Genomic DNA, 18,429 nt, shown 5'->3' with positions numbered 1-18,429 from the left:
ATCGACGTCGCTTAACTTGCCCGGGGTGACCTTGACCGGCGAGGACAGTGCGGTCGGCACTGATCCCCTAGAGCCGCCGTTGTCGGCGCCGCTACGGCGCGACCTCGGCTGGACGCAGGTGCAGCGGATGAGCCAGTCCGCCTCGCACCGCGACGACCCTGTTCTCCGGCGCATCCGGGCCACCGCGGAGGTCCGCCGCGGCACCCGGATGACCAAGGTGCTGTCCGCCGCCCAGGTGGCGGGGCATCTCGGGGGCTGGCTGCCGTACGGCTTCTGTTACCGCTCGTGCGACATCTCCCACCTGCGCAATCCGGTCGACCTGGCCACGCTGCGCACCGACGGGGCGACCGACGTCGACGTCGCGTACGCCCTGCGCTGGCGCGCCGTCGACCCGCTCGACTACGAGATCCCGGCCGCACCGGGGCAGCCGGGCCTGGCCGTGCTGCCGACCCACGACCGGGTCGGCGCGATGGTGCTCGGCACCGGGTTCACCTTCAGCACCGACGACCTGGTGCCGGAGTTCGTGACCGCCGGGTTCGCCGACCTGCCGATGCCGGCCAACGCGCAGCTCCTGGCGTACCTGCCGGGCGGCGAGGAGGTCGTCCTCTACACCTACCAGCCCGAGCAGCACGGCTGGCTCCGGCTGGCCGGCCCGCGCTGGCGGCCGGTGCTCGACAACCTGCCCGGGGTCAGCCCGGACCGGGAGTACGTGCCGTGCACCGCGCCCGGCTCGTCCAAGCTGGTCGGGCGCATCAACGACAAGGAGTACGAGGCGGTCGCCGACCCGCCCGAGGAGTTCCGGGTGCGGGCGCTGACCCGGGCCGCGCGCTACCCGGTGAGCACGCTGAGCCGGCGGGCCGAGCAGGCGATGTGGCGCAAGGTGCCCTGCTGGGTCCTGCAGCGCGACGCCGCCTGGGCGCGGCTGCGGCTGATCCGCCCGGACGCCGACGGCCTGCTGGCGACCGGGGCGCGCTGCTACGAGCGTGGCGTGTACGAGACGTGGGCGCCGATGGGCGAGCTCACCGATCACCACATCGCGGAGATCCCGTACGAGCTGTGAGCGGGAGGGAAAGGCAGGCGCCCGGCCTCTCCCTCCGACGTCGGGCCGTCGCTCGGAGCCGGGTCCGTAGTGTCGGCGGACGGATCGGCGGCAGTCGCGCCAGCGAAAAAAGCAGGGCCCGCCACCGGGCGGACCCTGCTGCAGCAAGCGAAGCGGCGTCAGCCCGCCAGACGGGCCAGCTCCTCGTCGATCACCGACGGCTCGAGCTTGCGGAACACCGGCTTCGGGGCGGCCAACGGCGTACCGGAAACCAGCGGAACCGACTCCCAGCGCGCGCCCACCGAATAGTCACCCATGAGCACCGGGTAGGACGGGCCGCCGTCGAGGTCGTCGACCTCCTCGATGCGCGGCATCGGCGCGTGCACGCCCTCGCCGCCGAGCAGCTCGAACACCTTCTGCGCGGAGTGCGGCAGGAACGGCGTCAGCAACGTGTTGGCGTCGCTGACGACCTGCAGCGCGACGTGCAGGACCGTCGCCTGCCGGGGCTTCTCCTCCTCCGACTTGAGCTTCCACGGCGCCTGGTCGGACAGGTATTTGTTGGCCTCGGCGACCACCCGCATCGCCTCGCCGATCGCCGCCTTCTGCCGGTGCCGGCCGATCAGCTCGCCGACCGTGGTGAAGCCGGCCTTGGCCGTCTGAAGGAGCGCACGGTCGTCCTCGGTCAGCTCGCCCGCGGCCGGGATCGCGCCGAAGTTCTTCGCCGCCAGCGAGATCGACCGGTTGACCAGGTTGCCCCAGCCCGCGACCAGCTCGTCGTTGTTGCGCCGGACGAACTCGGCCCAGGTGAAATCGGTGTCGTTGGACTCCGGGCCGGCCGCCGCGATGAAGTAGCGCAGCGCGTCGGCGTCGTAACGCTCCAGGAAGTCGCGCACGTAGATGACCACGCGGCGGGACGAGGAGAACTTCTTGCCCTCCATCGTCAGGTATTCGCTGGAGACGACCTCGGTCGGCAGGTTGAGCCGGCCCAACTCGCCCGGCTCGCCGCCCTTGTCACCCTCGCCCGAGTAGCCGAGCAGCAGGGCCGGCCAGATCACCGAGTGGAAGACGATGTTGTCCTTGCCCATGAAGTAGTAGGCCGGGGCATCCTTGCCTTCGCCGTCGGCCGACCACCACTGCCGCCACGCCTGCGGGTCGCCGCTGCGGCGGGCCCACTCGATCGACGCCGACAGGTAGCCGATGACGGCGTCGAACCAGACGTAGATGCGCTTGTCGTTGCGGTCGCGCCAGTCGTCGAGCGGGATCGGCACGCCCCACTCCAGGTCGCGGGTGATCGCCCGGGGCTGGAGGTCGTCGAGCAGGTTGCGGGAGAACTTCAGGACGTTGGGCCGCCAGTTTTCCCGCTTGTCGAGCCAGCCGCCGATCGCCTCGGCGAACGCGGGCAGGTCGAGGAAGAAGTGCTCGGTCTCGACGAACTGCGGGACCTCACCGTTGATCTTGGAGCGCGGGTCGATCAGCTGCTCCGGGTCGAGCTGGTTGCCGCAGTTGTCGCACTGGTCGCCGCGCGCGCTGTCGTAACCGCAGATCGGGCAGGTGCCCTCGATGTAGCGGTCGGGCAGGGTGCGGCCGGTGGACGGCGAGATCGCGCCCAGCGTCGTGCGAGCGACGATGTAGCCGTTGCGGTGCAGCGTGCTGAAGAGTTCCTGCACCACCGCGTAGTGGTTGCGGGTGGTGGTGCGGGTGAACAGGTCGTACGACAGGCCGAGGCCGTGCAGGTCCTCCACGATCACCCGGTTGTAGCGGTCGGCGAGCTCGCGCGGGGTGACCCCGTCGGCGTCCGCCTGCACCTGGATCGGGGTGCCGTGCTCGTCGGTGCCCGAGACCATGAGCACGTCGTGGCCGGCCATCCGCATGTACCGGCTGAAAACGTCGGAGGGCACCCCGAAGCCGGAGACATGACCGATGTGGCGGGGGCCGTTGGCGTAAGGCCAGGCGACCGCGGCGAGAACGTGACTCATGGTTCCTAAGCGTAGTGATTGCGGGCCGCCTCCCGCGAACGGATAGGTTGTGCCCGTATTTATCCCGACACGCCCCATTAGTGACGTGCTCGGTGCGCGACCGCATAGTCCAATGGGGTTATGTCCGGAGACGCGCCACAGCCAGGGGAAACGCCTCACAGCGAAAGCGCGTCCGAGCAGTCGTGGTGGCCCGGCGAGCCAGATTCGAGCCGCCGACGTCATCCGCGGCGCCGCCCACCCCAAACCCCCGGCAACACCGGCACGCTGCTCCCGCAGCGCGAACACACGTACGCGCCGGAGCCCGCCGAAGCCCCAGCCGCGGCCGCCCCCGACGTTTCACTCAAGCAGCGCCCGGCCGAGGAACTCCGCACGGAACCGGGCGGCGTCGAACGCGACCACAACCGCCCGGACGCATTCCGCTACGACCCGCTGAGGCCCCCGGCCGGCTACCGGAGCGCCACGGAAGCTTCCGACTCGCCGCCGCCCTCCGAGGTGCGGCCCCCGCTCACGCCGCGGCCGCCGCTGCCGCCGCTGCCCACAATTCCGCCATCGTCTGCCCCGGCCGCCTCTGCCCCGCCCCCGCCAGCGTCGCCACCGCTGGGGTCGCCCTCACCTGCGGCACCCTCATCTGCGTCGTCCTCGCCTGTGGCGCCCTCGCCTGGGTCTCCCTCGTCTGCGTCACCCTCGCCTGCGTCACCCACAGGTGCGACGCCCTCGGTTACCACGCCCTCATCTGCGTCGCACTCACCGTCCTTGCCCCCTCCTAGCTCGCCTTCTTCGGTCCCGCCGTCCCCTGCGTCGCCGTCCTCTCCGTCGCCGTCCTCTCTGTCTCCGTCCCCTGCGTCGCCGTCCCCTGCGTCGCCGTCCCCCACCTCACCGTCCCTCACCTCACCATGCCCCGCGTCGCCGTCCCCTGCGTCGCCGTCCTCCACTTCACCGTCCCCTGCGTCGCCGTCCTCTGCCTCGCCGTCAGCGACCCCCACCTCGGCCGTCCCTTCGCCCACCCCACCCCAGCACTGGGTGGGGGCCAGTCAACGCTCGAGCTCCGACAATTTCGGCGGCCCATCCACAGGCACCGGATCATCCGCAGCCACCGGGTCATCCACAGCCGCTCCATCGTCTAGAGCGCCTCAGTCGTCCACAGCTCGCTCATCGTCCAGGGCCGCAGAGCCATCCACCGGCCAAGAGCGGTCCGCAGACCGAGAGGCGTCCGCAGCGCGAGAGCTATCCACAGGCCGAGAGCTATCCACACACCCGGAGCTATCCACAGCGGCCGACCAAGCCACAGCCACGGACCCGACGGCCACCGCCGGACAGGCCACCGCCGGACAGGCCACCGCCGGACAGGCCACCGCGGGACAGGCTGAAACCAAATATGCCGAAGCCGGAGAGCACGAAGCCGCACACGCCGAAGCCGAACCCGAGCCCCCAGAACCCGACGTCATGGTTCTGCCCGACCCCGACGACCGGAACCGCCCGACCGTCTCCCTGGACCGCTCCCCCGTACCCGGCCAGGCCCGCCTGACCGAGCCGCTCCCCCGACCCACCGGCGACCCCTCGACCGACGCCCGCCTGGAGAAGCTCGAGAATTCCCCCTTCTGGCTCGACAACCCCGGGCAGGCCGGCACCCGCCGCCTTCCCGAGGTCGCCTCCCACGTCGGCACCCGCCGCCGGACCCGTAAGGGCGTCATCCGCAAGCCCGCCCCGGCCCTGCTCGCCCTGATCATTCTCGCGCTGATCGCTACCTTCTTCGCCTGGGTCAGCGCCGAACCGTTCTGGCTCGCCGTCGGCCACGGCGACCGCGGCTACGCCACCACCACCGCCTGCAGCGGCTCCGGTGTCGCCCAGCGCTGCGCCGGCCGGTTCGACGCTGCTGACGGCAGCTTCGCCGTCACCCGGGTTGCCCTGCTCGGGGTCGCCGACGGCGAGCGGGCCCGCGGCGTCGTCACCCCGGCGCGCATGGTCAGCGCCGACGGCCGGATGGCCTACCTCGGCGACACCGGTCTGCTGGTGCAGCTGCGCTGGATTCTCGGCTTCGTCTTGGTGCTGATGTGCGGCTACGGCATCGCGGGTCTGACCGGCGCCCGGCGGCTCGACGATCCGAGGGCCCGCCGGCTGACGACCCTGACCAGCCTTTTCGCCCCGATTGTGCTGCTCGTCGGCTTCCTCGCCGCCGCCTATTAGACGCTGTGGACGAGCGCGTACACCTCGCGCTTCTTCAGCCCGTACTCGTCCGCGACCGCTTGGATGGCGTCCCGCCGGGACCGTCCCCCGGCCTCCTGGGCGGCGACCGCCGCCCGCAGTTCGTCGTCGTCCGGCCGCTCGGCCGGCCGGGCCGGTGCACCGCCCACCACCAGCGTGATCTCGCCTCGGGGCGGGCTCTCCACCGCCCAGGCCGCGAGGGACGCCAGCGGCCCTCGGCGTACCTCCTCATAGGTCTTGGTCAGCTCGCGGCAGACCGCGGCCGGCCGGTCCTCGCCGAACGTGGCGGCCAGGTCGGCCAGCGCTCCCGTGATGCGGTGGGGGGCTTCGAAGAACACCAGGGTGCGAGGCTCGGCGGCCAGCTCCCGCAAGCGGGAGCGGCGGTTTGTGGGCGTACGCGGTAAGAAGCCCTCGAACACAAAACGGTCGCTGGGCAGCCCGGACAGGGCGAGTGCGGTCGTCACCGCGCTGGGACCGGGCGCCGCGGTCACCGGGAAGCCGGCCTCCAGCGCGGCCCGCACCAGCCGGAACCCGGGGTCGGAGACGCTCGGCATGCCCCCGTCGGTGACCACCGCGACGACCGAGCCGGCCTCGAGGGCTTCCACCAGCTCAGGCGTACGCCGTTCGTCGTTGCCCTCGAAGTAGGACACCACCCGGCCGCTCACCGTGATGCCGAGGTCGCGGGCGAGCCGGGCCAGGCGGCGGGTGTCCTCGGCCGCCACCACGTCGGCGCCGGCGAGTACCTCCCGCAGCCGGGCCGAGGCGTCGCCGATGTTGCCGAGCGGGGCGCCGACCAGCACCACGCGGCCGGTCGAAGGGTTGTCGGGCACGACTGAAGTCCATCACATCCGCTGACTCGCCGACTGCAGGCGTCGCTTCCGCGCGGCACGTCCTAGGATCGCGGGGTGACCACGGCGACACCTGAGGCAGAGATCACCCCGGATCCGCCCGAGGCGGCGGAGCCCGCGGCGGGCGTTCACGCCGTCCCGGACATCGTCCGGCGCCGGCTCTCTTCGCTCGAGAACTGGCTCAACCCTTATTCGTGGCTGGTCACCGCCGTGATCACGGCTATCGCGGCGATCCTGCGCCTCAAGGACCTGAACAGCGTCAAGGGCTACATCTTCGACGAGGTCTACTACCCGACCGACGCGTGGGACCTGCTGCACCACGCGGTCGAGTGGGACGAGAAGACCAACGGCCCGGCCTATGTGGTGCATCCGCCGCTCGGCAAGTGGTTGATCGCGCTGGGCGAGAAGGCGTTCGGCAACCACGAGCTCGGCTGGCGGTTCCCGGCCGCGATCGCCGGCACGCTGATGATCCTCATCCTGATCCGGATCGCCTACCGGATGTTCCACTCGATCGTGCTGGCCGGCATCGCGGGCCTGCTGATGACCCTGGACGGGTTCCAGCTGGTGCTGTCGCGCACCTCGCTGCTCGACATCTTCCTCGGCCTGTTCGTCGAGATGACGTTCGCCTGCCTGCTGCTCGACCGCGACCACTACCGGCGGCGGCTGCTCAAGGCGCTCGAGGACGGCTACGACCCCACCTCGACGTACAAGATCCCGCGGGTCACGCCGTGGTGGCTGCTGGCCGGTGGCGTCTGCTTCGGCCTGGCCAACGGTGTGAAGTGGAGCGCGCTGTTCTTCCTGCCGTTCTTCGGCCTCGTCGTGCTGATCTGGCGCTGGCAGGCCCGCCGCTCGGCCGGCATCCGCGGCCCGATCGCGGCCGGCATCCTCGGCGACCTGGGCTGGTGGGTCGTCAGCATCGGGTTGAGCCTGGTCTTCTACCTGGCCACGTGGACCGGCTGGTTCGTCACCAACGACGGCTACTTCCGCCACTACCGCCAGGCCAACGGGCTCAGCGAGCCGCCGATCCTGGGTGCCCTGCTCAACCTGTGGCACTACCACCAGGAGGCCTACAAGTTCCACAGCGGCCTGACCGCCAAGCACCCCTACCAGTCGTGGCCGTGGCAGTGGCTGCTGCTGGGGCGTCCGGTCTCGTTCTACTGGAACAACACCGGCAACTGCGGCTCGCCCAGCTGCGCCCGCGAGATCCTGCTGCTCGGCACCCCGCTGCTCTGGTGGAGCTTCGGCCCGGCGCTGATCGCCGTGCTGTGGTTCGGCATCGCGCGGCGCGACTGGCGGGCCCCGGCCATCCTGATCCCCGCGATCGGCAGCATGCTCCCCTGGTACTACTACGCGATCACCGACGGCCGCACGATGTTCTCGTTCTACCTGCTGCCCGGCCTGCCGTTCCTGATCCTCGCCGTGGTCTACGTGCTCGGAGCGATCATGACCCCGGCCGAGGGCGTGGCCACCGGCAAGAGACGCACCGACCGGCAGCTGGTCGGCACGGTCGTCGTCGGCGCGTACGTGGTGCTGATAGCCCTCTGCTTCGCGTACTTCTACCCGATCTTCGTGGGCCAGCTGATCACGTACAACTCCTGGTCGTCCCGCATGTGGCTGGGCAGCCGCTGGATCTGATCGCGGCCGCGGTGACCGCTAGACCGCGAGGAGCTGCTCGGCCATGTCGGCCGGGCTGGTCTGGGCGAACGGGAACACCACGTGCAGGGAGGTGCCGTCGCCCGGACGGTCCGAGAGGGCGACCGTGGCGTGATGGGCGTCGAGGATCTTCTTGGCGACGGCCAGGCCGCGGTCCGGGCCCAGCGCGTCGGTCGGGTTGGCGATGGCGCCGTAGAACAGGTGCGGGAAGAGTTCGGGGCGCAGCCCGTCGGGCATGTCCATGTCGTCGAGGCGGAGCGCGGGACCGGATTCGATCTCGGTGCCGACGCGTACCCGGCCGCCGGTCGGGGTGTATTTGACGGCGGCGAACAGCAGGTGGGTGAGCACCTGCTCGAGGCGTACGGGATCGGCGATGATCGGCAGGTTGGGGCCGCCGGCCTGGTTGAGGATCCAGATTTTCTTCGTGGCCGCGATCGGGCGCACCGACTCGACCGCCCGCTGGGTGATGCGGGTCAGGTCGATCTGCCGCATGTGCAGGCTTTCGCTGCCGAATCCGGCCTCGGCCATGGACGTGAGGTGCTGCATCAGGTCGAGGAAGCCCCGGATGTGCCCGGCGGTGGCCCGGCCGACCAGTTCCGCCGTCTCGGCGTCGTGGCAGCCGGTCCGGCCGAGTTTCTCGAGGTACGAGGACATCAGCCGCAGGGGCGCCCGCAGGTCCCCGCCGACGAGGTAGGCCAGGTCGTCCTTGCGGCGTTCCAGTTCCTGCAGCCGGGCCGTGGTGTTGGCCAGCGCGAGCGCGTGCCGCCGCAGTTCGATCTGTGAGGTGACCTGCCGGGCGAGCGCCCGCAGCGCCTGGAGCTGCTCGATGTCGAGCCGGCGCGGTTCGCGGTCGATGACGCAGAGGGTGCCCAGCGCGTACCCGTCGGTGGTGACCAGCGGCGCCCCGGCGTAGAACCGGACGCCGCCGTCCTGGTCGACCAGCGGGTTGTCGGCGAACCGGACGTCCTTGGTCGCGTCGGGCACGACGAGCAGGTCGCGGCCGAGCACGGCGTGGGCGCAGAACGAGATGTCCCGGTCGGTCTCGATGAGGTCGGTGCCGATCCGGGCCTTGAACCATTGCCGGTCCGAGTCGAGGAGGCTGACCAGCGACATCGGCGCCCCGCAGACGTTCGAGGCGAGTTTGACGATGTCGTCGAAGTCCTGTTCGGCCGGGCTGTCGAGGATGTCGAGCGCGTAGAGCGCGGCCAGCCGATCGGTCTCGTTGTCAGGCAGGGGTGCCTTCACGGCGTCACCTCCAAGGCTTACCCCAGGAGTATCACGCGAAAGTAGCCAAACAGACTTTTACCCGTAATCCCGGCCCGCGCCCGCCCGGCTGCAGTTCGGCCGGGCGCGGACCGGATCATCACCCGGTATAGGCCGGGCCGGAGCCGCCGGCCGGGGGCGAGCCGGCCGACGGGAGGTCGTCGTCGTCGAGGAACCGCGGCTGGGTGGGCACCGCCGGTCGGGCCGATGCCCGGCCCGCGGCCGGGTGCTGCACGGTCACCCGCACCTGGTCACGCGTGGGCGGCCAGGAGTCGATCGCGGGCGCGATCCCGGGCGACAGAGCTCTGGGTGCCGCGACCGGCGGCACGGCGGGTGGGTCTTCGACCGTACGCGGCGTCAGGCCGGCCCGATGCAGTTTGTGCCACCGCAGGCGCCCACCGGTCAGGGCCGTGGTCGCCGACTGCAGCAGCACCAGATACATCAACTGGCGGTAGGCGAACTGCTGCAGCGGCAACCGCCAGAGCGGCCGCAGCGACTCCCGGTCGAAGCGGAACGCCACCGCGGCGGCGAACAGCTGCAGAGCCAGCATGCCCAGCCACGCGATCACGGTCTCCTTGAGCTCCCAGAAGGCCAGCCCGTAGACGAGCAGGACGTCGACCGCCGGCGCGAGCATCGGCAGCCCGATCCCGAAGAGCGCCAGGAACGGCAGCCCGACCCGGCCGAACCGTCCCGACGGCCCCTTGTCGAACAGCGACCGGCGGTGCTTCCACATCGCCTGCATGGTGCCGTAGCTCCAGCGGTAACGCTGCTTGTAGAGCTGCTCGAGAGTGGCCGGCGCCTCGGTCCAGGCCTTGGCCCGCTCCTCGTAGACGACCTTCCAGCCCTCCCGGCAGATGGCCATGGTCACGTCGGTGTCCTCGGCCAGCGTCTCGTCGCTGATCCCGCCGACCTGGTCCAGGGCCTCCCGCCGGAACGCGCCGATCGCCCCGGGCACGGTCGGCATGCAGCCGAGCACCTCGTAGAGCCGGCGGTCCAGGTTGAAGCCGATCACGTACTCGATGTGCTGCCAGGCGGCGACCATCTTCTGCCGGTTGCCCACCTTGACGTTGCCGGCCACCGCACCGACCCGGGGGTCGGCGAACGGCTGCACCAGCATCCGGATCGAGTCCTTCTCGAAGATGGTGTCGCCGTCGACCGTGACGATCAGGTCGCTGCGGGCCAGTGCCACCCCGGTGTTGAGGGCGTTCGACTTGCCACCGTTCGGCACCCGGACGACCCGGACGTTCGGCAACGCCAAGGCCTCCACCAGGGCGGCCGTGCCGTCGGTCGAACCGTCGTCGACCACCACCACCTCGATGGCGGGGTAGTCGCCGCCGGCCAGCGACTGCACGGCCGCCTCGATGCCCTCCTTCTCGTTGTAGGCGGGCACGATCACCGAGACCGGTTCGGTGACGGGTGGACCCCAGGACCACGTCTTCCTACGCCTCTGCCGGGCGTGCCGGGTGGCGAGCAGCAACAGCAACGCCGTACGCCCGATGGTCAGCGCCCCGACGATCAGGAACATGCCGGCGACCGCCCAGACGAGCCAGTCGGCGACGCGTACGGTCCCGATGACCGCGGCCCCCCGCCAGACCGCGCCGGGTTCGGCGCGGGGGTTCTCGGGCAGCGGCGGCACCACCGGTGCCTTGACCTTGGCCGTCCTGTTCTGCTCGGCGATCTGCTGGTTGTGCAGGTCGATCCCGCGGTTGAGGCCGCCGGTGACCGTGGTGAAACGGTAGCCACGCGACTGCATCATCGGGATGTAGCGCCGCAGCGCGGCCACCGTCTCGGCGCGGTTACCGCCCGAGTCGTGGAAGAGCACGATGGCCGGGCTGTCGTGGAACGGCATCGCGTTGCGCAGGATCTGCGGCACGCCCGGGCGCTGCCAGTCCTCGCTGTCCACGTCGTTGACCACCATCAGGTAGCCCTGCCGGCCGACGTCCTCGACCATCTTCCAGTTGGTGTCGTCGATCGCCTCGGTCTTCGACGAGTAGGGGAAACGGACCAGGTTGGTGCGCACCCCGGTGGCCCGGGCGATCACGTTCTGCGTCTCGTTGATCTCGAGCGTCCGCCGCCACGGCGCGATGCGCTGCAGGTTGGGGTGGGTGAAGGTGTGCACTCCGAGCTCGTTGCCGGCGTCGGTGAGCTGCTTGACCAGCTTGGGGTGGCGGGCCACCTCGGAGCCGATCACGAAGAACGTGCCGACGACGTGGTTCTCCCGCAGCACCTTGAGGATCTGCGGCGTCCACGTCGGATCGGGCCCGTCGTCGAAGGTCAGCGCGATCGTCATGGGCGGCATCCGGCTGGTGCTCTGCTGGCCGCCGGTCGCGTTGAGCACCGGGCCGCCGCCGCGGATGGCGCCCGGCACCTCGCTCTGGTCACCGACCTCCGAGTCGAGGTGGTCGCTGGTGAACTCGGAGTTGATGTAGGCCTGGACGATCAGCACGCCGACGAAGAGCACCAGAAGCAGGACGGCGAGGGCGGCCCGCGGCCTCGGGATCAGCCGCAGAGGCTTGCGGGCGGCGGCCTTGACCACGGACGGAGGCGGGACCGGGGCGGTCGTTTCGGGGCTGCTCATGCGGCCTCCCGCGTGGTCGAGGCAGACTTGGCCGAGTTCAAGGCGACCACACTCTCGGTCGTAGGCGTGGTGCTCTTGGTAGTACTGGCGCTGACACTCTTAGCGCTGCCGCTGCCGCTGCTGGCGCTGCTGGCGCTCTTGGCGCTCTTGGCGCTGCTGGCGCTGGCGCTCTTGGCGCTGGCGCTGTTAGTGGTGGTGCCCCCGCTCGAGCTCGAGCCGCCATTCGAGCCCGAGCCGTTGCCAGCGCTGCCGGTGCCGCCACTGGCCGCCCCACCGGTGCTGCTGCCACCGCTGCCACCGCTGCTGCTGGTGCCGGTGCTGCCGCTGCCACCGCTGCTGCCGGTCCCGGTGCTGCCGCTGCCGCTGCTGCTGCCACCGCTGCTGCTGGTGCCGCTGCCACCGCTGCTGCTGGTGCCGCCGCCGCTGCTGCCGCTGCTGCCGGTGCTGCCGGTGCTGCCGGTGCTGCCGGTGTCGGAAACGACGGAGCCGCCGCCCTGCCCGCCGGTCCCAGTCCCGGTGCCGCCGGTCGGCGGGACCGGGGGGACGGGTGCCGGCGCCGAGGTGGTGGTACCGGTCGCCGGCGTCGACGAACTGGCCGACGGCGTCGGCGTGGTCGTCGACTCCACCGGGTGGGTGGTGGTCGCGCTCGGCGTGGGCTTCTTGGTCGGCGTCGCCTTGACCGTCGACTTCTTCGTGACGGTCGCCGACTCCACCCGGGACGACGTCGCCTGCCGGGTCGAGGCGCGCCGGGGCAGCGCCTCGGTGACGAACAGCGACTTGACCGGCGCGCTCGCGCTCGGGCTCGGCGAGGGACTGGGCCGGGCCGGGGGCCGGCTCTCCTTCGGGTCCAGGTCGAGGCCGGGCAACGGCAGGACGGCGCTCGATCGGACCGGGCCACCGGCCAGGCTGACCGCGATCAGCCCGCCGTAGAGCATGACGATCACGCCGAACGCGTACGCGAGCCGCCGCAGCAACCTGCTGCGCCGCCCGGTGGTGTCCACGAACACCGGTGCGGGCGCCGCAACGGCGATCACCTCGGTGTCGGGGATCTCGGTGTCGGCGGAGGTCGAGTTCTCAGGCTGCTGCGAAGTCACGCGGCGAGCTTAAGAACATCTTTTCCCAACGTGCAGGCACTCACTCTTGCGGATGACGGATGATCGCCGCAGCGAATTCAACCGAAATGATGAGCCCCAGCGTTTGACCAGATGGCAGGCATCTGCACCGCAGCGAAAGCCATCGCCCTGAGCTGCACAGAATTGACTGGCGCACAGAGGTTACGCCATTCCGGCGAATTGTTTGCTGTCGCATTCCCGACCGCTATCACCGCATTAAGGCGAACACATTTCACGCAGCTAAAAGTCTGTTGAATACCAATTGCCAGATAATGTCCACTTTATACCAGGTTGCATGATCCATGCGACAAACTGGGTGAGGTCACCCGTTGTGTCCGTCATCGGAGGTCGTTAAGCTTCATCTTGCGCGCCCCTATCGCCCGCTTCCCCCGTGGCTGGCGATCGGGGCGCGTCCTATTTCCGCAGGTAACCTGCGACTGCCCGCCCGACTTTCCGTCGGCCGCCGTCGATGCGTTGACTGGTTTTGCGGCTTTTCCGCTGGGCGCCAGCAAACCGTCACAATCCACCCGCGCTCCGCATCCAACATGGACAGGGCGTATCGGAAACGCGTGCGTGCCCACCTGGCCCCAGACGAACGTGCGGGCGCGACCAGATCGGTCACGCCCGCACGTCAGAACAAGCCGTTACTGGATGTTGATGCCGCCGTACTCGTAGGTGTCACCGGACTTCGGGCAGTACGCGTACGAAGCGCTGCGGCTGGCCACGCTCTTCCACGACCCGTAGCCGTCGACGAGGATCGCGCCCGCCCCGCTGTTGTGGCAGGTGATGTGGGCGCGGAAGTTGCCGCTCCCACCGTTGCAGATCGCCACGATCGAATTGGCGGTGTACCGCGCCCAGCTGCAGTCGTTGGCGGTGGCGAATGCCGGGCTGCCGGTCAGCGCGACGACACCTGTCGTCGCGGCAGCCAGTGTTACCGCCGCAGCGGCCAGTTTCCTTCGCATCATGGCCCCCGTCAGCTCAGCTCGATCGAGTCGGTGTAGTACGTCATGACTTTGCCGTCCCATCTCGGGCAGTACGCCGTCGAGTACGCGCCGCTCCCCGGCGTCTGGCGGGAACCGTAACCACTGTCGTAGTGCTTGGTGCCGCTGACCGTGATCACGCACTGGATGTGGGCGTAGTAGCTGCCCGTTCCGCTGGTGCAGTACGCGATCGACGAACCCGACGAGGCTTTGCCGTGGGTGCAATTCTGCGGCGTAGCCATCGCCGGGCTCCCGGTGGCCACCAGGCCGGCGCCGACCAGACCGAGGGCCGAAACAGCAAGCCCCGCAGATCTCTTCAATTTCATAGGATCCCCGTTCATCCAGGGCCAAGAGCAATATCACTCAGGACCATTGATCAATGAACATATATGGATCACCACAGCGCAACAACCACTAGATCAAACACCATTTTTCGGCTACCCTGCACGCGCCCAGTCCACAGTCGACAGCGCCGCCACCCAAGCCGCCCCGCTCACAAAGGCCCCCCAAGCGCACCCCGCCCGGCAACCGCAACGATCGCAACAGGCCCCGCAGGCCCAACACCCGCAACCCGCCCGACACCCGCAACCCGCCCGGCACCCGCAAGGTGCCCAGCGACCGCAACCCGCCCGGCAACCGCAAGGTGCCCAGCGACCGCAACCCGCCGGGCAACCGCAACCCGCCCGGCACCCGCAAGGTGCCCAGCGACCGCAACCCGCCGGGCAACCGCAACCCGCCCGGCACCCGCAAGGTGCCGCAGTGACCGCAACGTGCCCACTCACCGCAACCCCCGCAACGCGGGGTTTCCGGGGGCTCGGCCCCCGGAGCAGACATGACGAGGCGACCCGGTTCGCGCTTTCCGCGAACACAGGTCGCCTTCGACTCGTGGAGCTGAGGGGATTTGAACCCCTGACCCCCTCGATGCGAACGAGGTGCGCTACCAGTCTGCGCCACAGCCCCTTGGTGCCGTTAAAGGCTAACAGGTCGTGACCCGCGCCCGCGAACCGGCCCACCGGTTCACGCCGTGTGGTGCCGGCCGCCCGCCTCGTATGGCCGTCCGCGCAGGCCACCTCCGCGGCGCCGGTAGGACACCGAGCCGCCGTTGGCGACGGCCGGCAGGTCGGACGGGTCGCGGTCGAGGCCCATCGCGGCGCGGCGTACGGCTTCTTTCTGCGCCGCCAGGCGCCTTTGGGCTTCCCGGCGGGCCGCCGCCCGCCGGGCCTGTTCCCGCCGCACTTCGGCTTGCCGGGCGGCCAGCCAGGCGGCTTCGCGGGCTTCGATCCGGCGCCGGCGCCGGTCGGTCAGCGCCCGGTTGCGCAGGTGCACGAGGTACGCCCCGAGCAGTGACCCGGTCACCGCGAAGCTGATCCAGAAGCCGGGCCCGACCGCCAGCACACCGACCAGTTCGATGATGTTGAGCAGGAGGAGTGCGGCGAAGACGCGGCGGCGTCGGACGACCGCCGGGGTGTGCCGGCGCGGGGGTGGCCGGCGGACCGGTCGGCGCCCGGTGACGAGGCGCAGACGACGCTGGGGGCGCCCGGCGGCATCACCCGTTGGGGCGGGTACCGTAACCGTCACCTGGCGCCCGGGGTTGATCGGGCGGCGTCCGGGCACGGTGCGGCGACGGCGACGGCGCTGCAGCACCCGTGCCGTCGACGACGCCCGCTCCGCGGCGAGCCGCTCGGTGGCGTCGTACCGGCGCACGAGCGCTGGTGCGAGGGCGAGCAGACCGGCCGCGGCGAGGACGGCGAGGAGCACCGAGGTCGGCACCCTCACCCCTCCCGTCAGCTTCGGCGGCCCGCACTAGTGGTGTCGGACGCGAACCGCAAGACCCTGTTTCATCCCGAGGCTAAGGGCGGGAGCTGCGGAAATCGGCGCGGCGCGCCGGGCGCGACGGTACGACGATCATAAAAACGTGAGTGGGTCAAGCCCGGACGCGGCGCCAACGGGCCAGCAGACCGCCTTCGGCGGCCACCTCCTCGCTGGTCAGCGCGTAGCCCAGATGGTCGCGCCAGCTTCCGTCGATGTGCATGTAGCGCTGGTGGTAGGCCTCTTCGCGGAAGCCCAGCTTTTCGACGACCCGGCGGGACGGTTTGTTTTCCGGCCGGATGTTGACCTCGATGCGGTGCAGGCCACCCGGCCCGAACGCGTGGTCGACGGCGAGGGCCAGCGCGGTCGGGATGACACCCCGGCCCGCCACGCGATAGTCGACCCAGTAGCCGGCGTAGGCCGACGAGAACGCCCTCCGCACGATGTTGCCCAGGTTGATGTGTCCGACCAGGCGTTCGCTGCCGTCGTCTTCGCGCAGGCAGACTGCGAACGGCATGCTGTCACCGCGCCTTGCGGCGCGTTTCATGTCGGCATAGACGTACGCGTAGGCCCGTGTCGAGTTCATTTCGGCCCACGGCCCGGGTGGCGAGGACTCCCACGGCGCCAGCCACTGCTGGTTGGCGATGCGCACCTCGGACCACACTTTGGCGTCGCCACGCTTGTAGGGCCTCAGCACCACCGGCCCGTCCGCCAGGACGGCTGGCCAGCCCGGCGTGGACCCCATTCATCGCCTCCGGTCGAGGAGCAACACGTCCACGGTCGAGCCGGCTGCCGCCGTGGTGACCCGCTCGCCGAGCACCAGCAGTCCGTTGGCCTCGGCAAGGCCGGACAGAGTGTACGGCCCTCCGGCGAGGGGCTGCACCGTGTAACCCCCGCCGCGCCGTTCCGCGACGTGGGCCGGCCGGAATTCGCGCAGGCCGCCGGGCGAGGACACGGTTTCCAGCAGGTGCGCCTTGACGCTGGGGCGGAACACCGGTTCGGCCCCGGCGAGCAGTTGGATGACCGGCCGGGCCAGCACTTCGAAGCCGATCAGGGCGGCGCCGGGTTCGCCGGGGAGGGAGACGACCGGCACCTCTTCGGCGCCGACCGTGCCGAAGCCGAGGGTGGCGCCGGGGCAGAGGGCGACGTCGGTGAATTCGACCGCGCCCCGGCCGGGGTCGCGGCGGGACAGTACCCGGCGCAGCATGTCGCCGGGTCCGGTGCCGGTGCCGCCGGTCGTGATGATCAGGTCGGCGCGCAGGGTCTGGTCTTCGAGGAGGCCGCGCAGCCCTTCGGGGTCGTCGTCGCAGATGCCGATGCGGTAGGCGAGGGCGCCCGCTTCGACGGCGGCCGCGGTCAGCGCGTGCGAGTTGGCGTCGACCACCTGGCCGGGCTGGCTGGGGCGGCCGACGTCGACCAGTTCGTCGCCGGTGGCCACCACGACGACCCGCGGGCTGGGACGCACCACCACGTGGCCGATCCCGGAGGCGGCGAACGTCGCGACCATGGCCGGCGTGACGTACGTGCCGCCCGGCGCGAGCACCTGACCGACCGCGAGTTCGTCGCCGGCCCGGCGTACGCCCGAGCCGCGCTTGGGCGCGTGCAGGATCTCGACCGCAGCCATCCCCTGATCGGTCCAGTGCACCGGGACGACGACGTCGGCGCCGATCGGCAGCGGCGCGCCCGCGGCTACCGAGAAGCAGGTGCCCGCGGTGAGCCGCACCGGGCGCCAGCTGGCCGCCCCGAGGTCGCCGACCACGTTGAGGCGGACCGGCCGGGGCCCGCCTTCGAATTTGCCGAAGGACGGGTGCGAGCCGACCCGGCCGGCCGAGGCGAGGTCTTCCCACCGGGCCGCGTACCCGTCGATCGCCGCCTGGTCGAAGGCCGGGTACGGGTGGGGCGCGAGCACGTCCACAGCGAGCACGTTGCCGTGCGCCTGGGTCAGGTCGAGGTCGAGCGGAGGCAGCGCCCGCAACCTGCGCAGCACACTGCCCAGGTATTCGGCGAGAGGCATCAGCTCGTTGGCGGCCGCCTCGGCATCGGCCGTCGCCGTCATCCCTTCGCACCGCCGGCGACGAACTCGCCGAGCCAGCTCCGGAACTCTTCACCGAGGTCGGCGCGCCGCGCGGCGAGCGTCACGACGGCCTGCAGGTAGCCCAGCGGCATGCCGGTGTCGAACCGGTGGCCGCGGTAGATGATGCCGTGCACCGGCGTGCCCTCGGCCAGGAGCTGGGCCATCGCGTCGGTCAGCTGGATTTCGCCGCCGGAGCCGGGCTTGGTGTTGGCGATCGCGTCGAAGACGGTCGCCGGCAGGATGTAGCGGCCGAGCACGGCCAGGTTGCTCGGAGCATCTTCGGGCGAGGGCTTCTCGACGAGGCCGGTCACCTCGACGATGTCGTCGCCGTACGAGGAGGGTGACACCGACGCGATGCCGTAGCGCGCGGTCTCCTCGGGCTTGACCTCCATGAACGCCAGCACGATGCCGCCGGTGCGGGCCTGCAGGTCGAGCATGTCGGGCAGGAGCGGCTTGTCCTCCTCGACGAACTCGTCGCCGAGCAGCACCGCGAACGGGTTGTCGCCGACGTGCGACGCGGCGGTGCCGACCGCGTGCCCGAGGCCGAGCGGTTCGCCCTGCCGGCAGGTGTAGATGTCGGCGAGTTCGCTCGTCCGGCGTACGGCCGCGAGCCGTTCGAGGTCGCCCTTCTCCTCCAGGCGGGCCTCCACGTCGGGCCGCCGGTCGAAGTGGTCGACCATCGACGTCTTGCCCCGGCCGGTCACCAGCAGCACGTCGGTGATGCCGGCCGCCGCTGCCTCTTCGACGATGTATTGCAGCACCGGGCGGTCGACCACCGGCAGCAACTCCTTGGGCACCGCCTTGGTGGCGGGCAGGAAACGGGTCGCCAGACCGGCCGCGGGGATGACGGCCTTGACCGCTCGGCGGCCGGTCGCATTCGCGTTCGTGGTCATTG

17 protein-coding genes and 1 tRNA gene are annotated in these 18,429 nt (G+C 70.6%); 6 read left to right on the top strand and 12 right to left on the bottom strand.

Annotated features, from left to right (window positions below; translation table 11 throughout):
• Positions 1-25: 25 nt before the first annotated feature.
• A complete protein-coding gene (locus ACIA5C_RS27290; RefSeq protein ID WP_396059416.1) occupies positions 26-1,060 on the top strand; it encodes a hypothetical protein in 1,035 nt (344 codons plus the stop codon).
• Positions 1,061-1,218: 158 nt separating this feature from the next.
• Here ACIA5C_RS27290 and metG read toward each other — a convergent pair whose 3' ends face one another.
• Together metG and ACIA5C_RS27280 are read right to left on the bottom strand one after the other, a co-directional pair.
• Positions 1,219-3,015 (bottom strand): methionine--tRNA ligase, encoded by a 1,797-nt coding sequence (gene metG, locus ACIA5C_RS27285; RefSeq protein WP_396059414.1) that lies wholly within the window; start codon positions 3,013-3,015, stop codon positions 1,219-1,221.
• A gap of 446 nt (positions 3,016-3,461) precedes the next feature.
• Complete coding sequence (locus ACIA5C_RS27280; protein WP_396059412.1) at positions 3,462-3,998, bottom strand: hypothetical protein; 537 nt, start codon at positions 3,996-3,998, stop codon at positions 3,462-3,464.
• Between the two features lie 460 nt (positions 3,999-4,458).
• On the opposite strand from ACIA5C_RS27280, the gene ACIA5C_RS27275 reads away from it, so the two are divergent.
• Complete coding sequence (locus ACIA5C_RS27275; RefSeq protein ID WP_396059410.1) at positions 4,459-5,199, top strand: hypothetical protein; 741 nt, start codon at positions 4,459-4,461, stop codon at positions 5,197-5,199.
• Here the strand turns inward: ACIA5C_RS27275 and rsmI are convergent.
• Positions 5,196-6,047, bottom strand: coding sequence for a 16S rRNA (cytidine(1402)-2'-O)-methyltransferase (gene rsmI, locus ACIA5C_RS27270; RefSeq protein WP_396059408.1), 852 nt, complete (start codon positions 6,045-6,047; stop codon positions 5,196-5,198). The two genes, ACIA5C_RS27275 and rsmI, sit on opposite strands and share 4 nt — an antisense overlap.
• A gap of 75 nt (positions 6,048-6,122) precedes the next feature.
• On the opposite strand from rsmI, the gene ACIA5C_RS27265 reads away from it, so the two are divergent.
• Positions 6,123-7,700: a dolichyl-phosphate-mannose--protein mannosyltransferase gene (locus ACIA5C_RS27265; RefSeq protein ID WP_396059406.1), complete on the top strand. Its 1,578-nt coding sequence runs from the start codon at positions 6,123-6,125 to the stop codon at positions 7,698-7,700.
• A gap of 18 nt (positions 7,701-7,718) precedes the next feature.
• Here ACIA5C_RS27265 and ACIA5C_RS27260 read toward each other — a convergent pair whose 3' ends face one another.
• Together ACIA5C_RS27260 and ACIA5C_RS27255 are read right to left on the bottom strand one after the other, a co-directional pair.
• A complete protein-coding gene (locus ACIA5C_RS27260; protein ID WP_396059404.1) occupies positions 7,719-8,963 on the bottom strand; it encodes a GAF domain-containing protein in 1,245 nt (414 codons plus the stop codon).
• 118 nt (positions 8,964-9,081) lie between these two features.
• On the bottom strand, positions 9,082-11,559 hold the full coding sequence (locus tag ACIA5C_RS27255; RefSeq protein ID WP_396059402.1) for a bifunctional polysaccharide deacetylase/glycosyltransferase family 2 protein: 2,478 nt from the start codon (positions 11,557-11,559) through the stop codon (positions 9,082-9,084).
• A gap of 27 nt (positions 11,560-11,586) precedes the next feature.
• Here ACIA5C_RS27255 and ACIA5C_RS27250 point away from each other — a divergent pair, with 27 nt between their 5' ends.
• Positions 11,587-12,489, top strand: coding sequence for a hypothetical protein (locus tag ACIA5C_RS27250; RefSeq protein WP_396059400.1), 903 nt, complete (start codon positions 11,587-11,589; stop codon positions 12,487-12,489).
• Between the two features lie 3 nt (positions 12,490-12,492).
• The gene (locus tag ACIA5C_RS27245; protein ID WP_396059398.1) at positions 12,493-12,666 is read left to right on the top strand and encodes a hypothetical protein; all 174 of its coding nucleotides are present in this window, start codon (positions 12,493-12,495) and stop codon (positions 12,664-12,666) included.
• A gap of 649 nt (positions 12,667-13,315) precedes the next feature.
• Here ACIA5C_RS27245 and ACIA5C_RS27240 read toward each other — a convergent pair.
• On the bottom strand, positions 13,316-13,636 hold the full coding sequence (locus ACIA5C_RS27240) for a hypothetical protein (protein WP_396059396.1): 321 nt from the start codon (positions 13,634-13,636) through the stop codon (positions 13,316-13,318).
• Between the two features lie 8 nt (positions 13,637-13,644).
• Positions 13,645-13,971, bottom strand: a complete 327-nt coding sequence (locus tag ACIA5C_RS27235; protein ID WP_396059394.1) for a hypothetical protein — start codon at positions 13,969-13,971, stop codon at positions 13,645-13,647.
• A gap of 287 nt (positions 13,972-14,258) precedes the next feature.
• Here ACIA5C_RS27235 and ACIA5C_RS27230 point away from each other — a divergent pair, with 287 nt between their 5' ends.
• On the top strand, positions 14,259-14,414 hold the full coding sequence (locus ACIA5C_RS27230; RefSeq protein WP_396059392.1) for a hypothetical protein: 156 nt from the start codon (positions 14,259-14,261) through the stop codon (positions 14,412-14,414).
• 123 nt (positions 14,415-14,537) lie between these two features.
• On the opposite strand, the gene ACIA5C_RS27225 is transcribed toward ACIA5C_RS27230, so the two are convergent.
• From ACIA5C_RS27225 to ACIA5C_RS27205, 5 genes are all read right to left on the bottom strand, one after another.
• Positions 14,538-14,611, bottom strand: a tRNA-Ala gene (locus tag ACIA5C_RS27225).
• Between the two features lie 57 nt (positions 14,612-14,668).
• Positions 14,669-15,427 (bottom strand): hypothetical protein, encoded by a 759-nt coding sequence (locus ACIA5C_RS27220; protein ID WP_396059390.1) that lies wholly within the window; start codon positions 15,425-15,427, stop codon positions 14,669-14,671.
• A 148-nt stretch (positions 15,428-15,575) separates the two neighbouring features.
• Entirely contained in the window at positions 15,576-16,205 is a 630-nt protein-coding gene (locus ACIA5C_RS27215) for a GNAT family N-acetyltransferase (RefSeq protein WP_396059388.1), read from the bottom strand.
• The gene (glp, locus tag ACIA5C_RS27210; protein WP_396059386.1) at positions 16,206-17,516 is read right to left on the bottom strand and encodes a gephyrin-like molybdotransferase Glp; all 1,311 of its coding nucleotides are present in this window, start codon (positions 17,514-17,516) and stop codon (positions 16,206-16,208) included. It abuts the gene before it with no gap.
• On the bottom strand, positions 17,513-18,427 hold the full coding sequence (locus ACIA5C_RS27205; RefSeq protein ID WP_396059384.1) for a UTP--glucose-1-phosphate uridylyltransferase: 915 nt from the start codon (positions 18,425-18,427) through the stop codon (positions 17,513-17,515). The genes glp and ACIA5C_RS27205 overlap by 4 nt, the downstream gene beginning before the upstream one ends.
• Positions 18,428-18,429 lie beyond the last annotated feature (2 nt).

Source organism: Actinoplanes sp. NPDC051343 (genome assembly GCF_044455125.1).
GTDB lineage: Bacteria > Actinomycetota > Actinomycetes > Mycobacteriales > Micromonosporaceae > Actinoplanes.
Note: the sequence above shows the minus strand (reverse complement) of the source record. Positions and strands in the feature narration are given on the sequence as shown.

Excerpts from the sequence above, each read along its gene's own strand:
- metG (WP_396059414.1), bottom strand. The coding sequence starts at position 3,015 with ATGAGTCACGTTCTCGCCGCGGTCGCCTGGCCTTACGCCAACGGCCCC.
- ACIA5C_RS27275 (WP_396059410.1), top strand. The coding sequence starts at position 4,459 with ATGGTTCTGCCCGACCCCGACGACCGGAACCGCCCGACCGTCTCCCTG.
- ACIA5C_RS27255 (WP_396059402.1), bottom strand. The coding sequence starts at position 11,559 with ATGAGCAGCCCCGAAACGACCGCCCCGGTCCCGCCTCCGTCCGTGGTC.
- ACIA5C_RS27245 (WP_396059398.1), top strand. The coding sequence starts at position 12,493 with ATGACGATCACGCCGAACGCGTACGCGAGCCGCCGCAGCAACCTGCTG.
- ACIA5C_RS27240 (WP_396059396.1), bottom strand. The coding sequence starts at position 13,636 with ATGATGCGAAGGAAACTGGCCGCTGCGGCGGTAACACTGGCTGCCGCG.
- ACIA5C_RS27215 (WP_396059388.1), bottom strand. The coding sequence starts at position 16,205 with ATGGGGTCCACGCCGGGCTGGCCAGCCGTCCTGGCGGACGGGCCGGTG.
- glp (WP_396059386.1), bottom strand. The coding sequence starts at position 17,516 with ATGACGGCGACGGCCGATGCCGAGGCGGCCGCCAACGAGCTGATGCCT.
- ACIA5C_RS27205 (WP_396059384.1), bottom strand. The coding sequence starts at position 18,427 with ATGACCACGAACGCGAATGCGACCGGCCGCCGAGCGGTCAAGGCCGTC.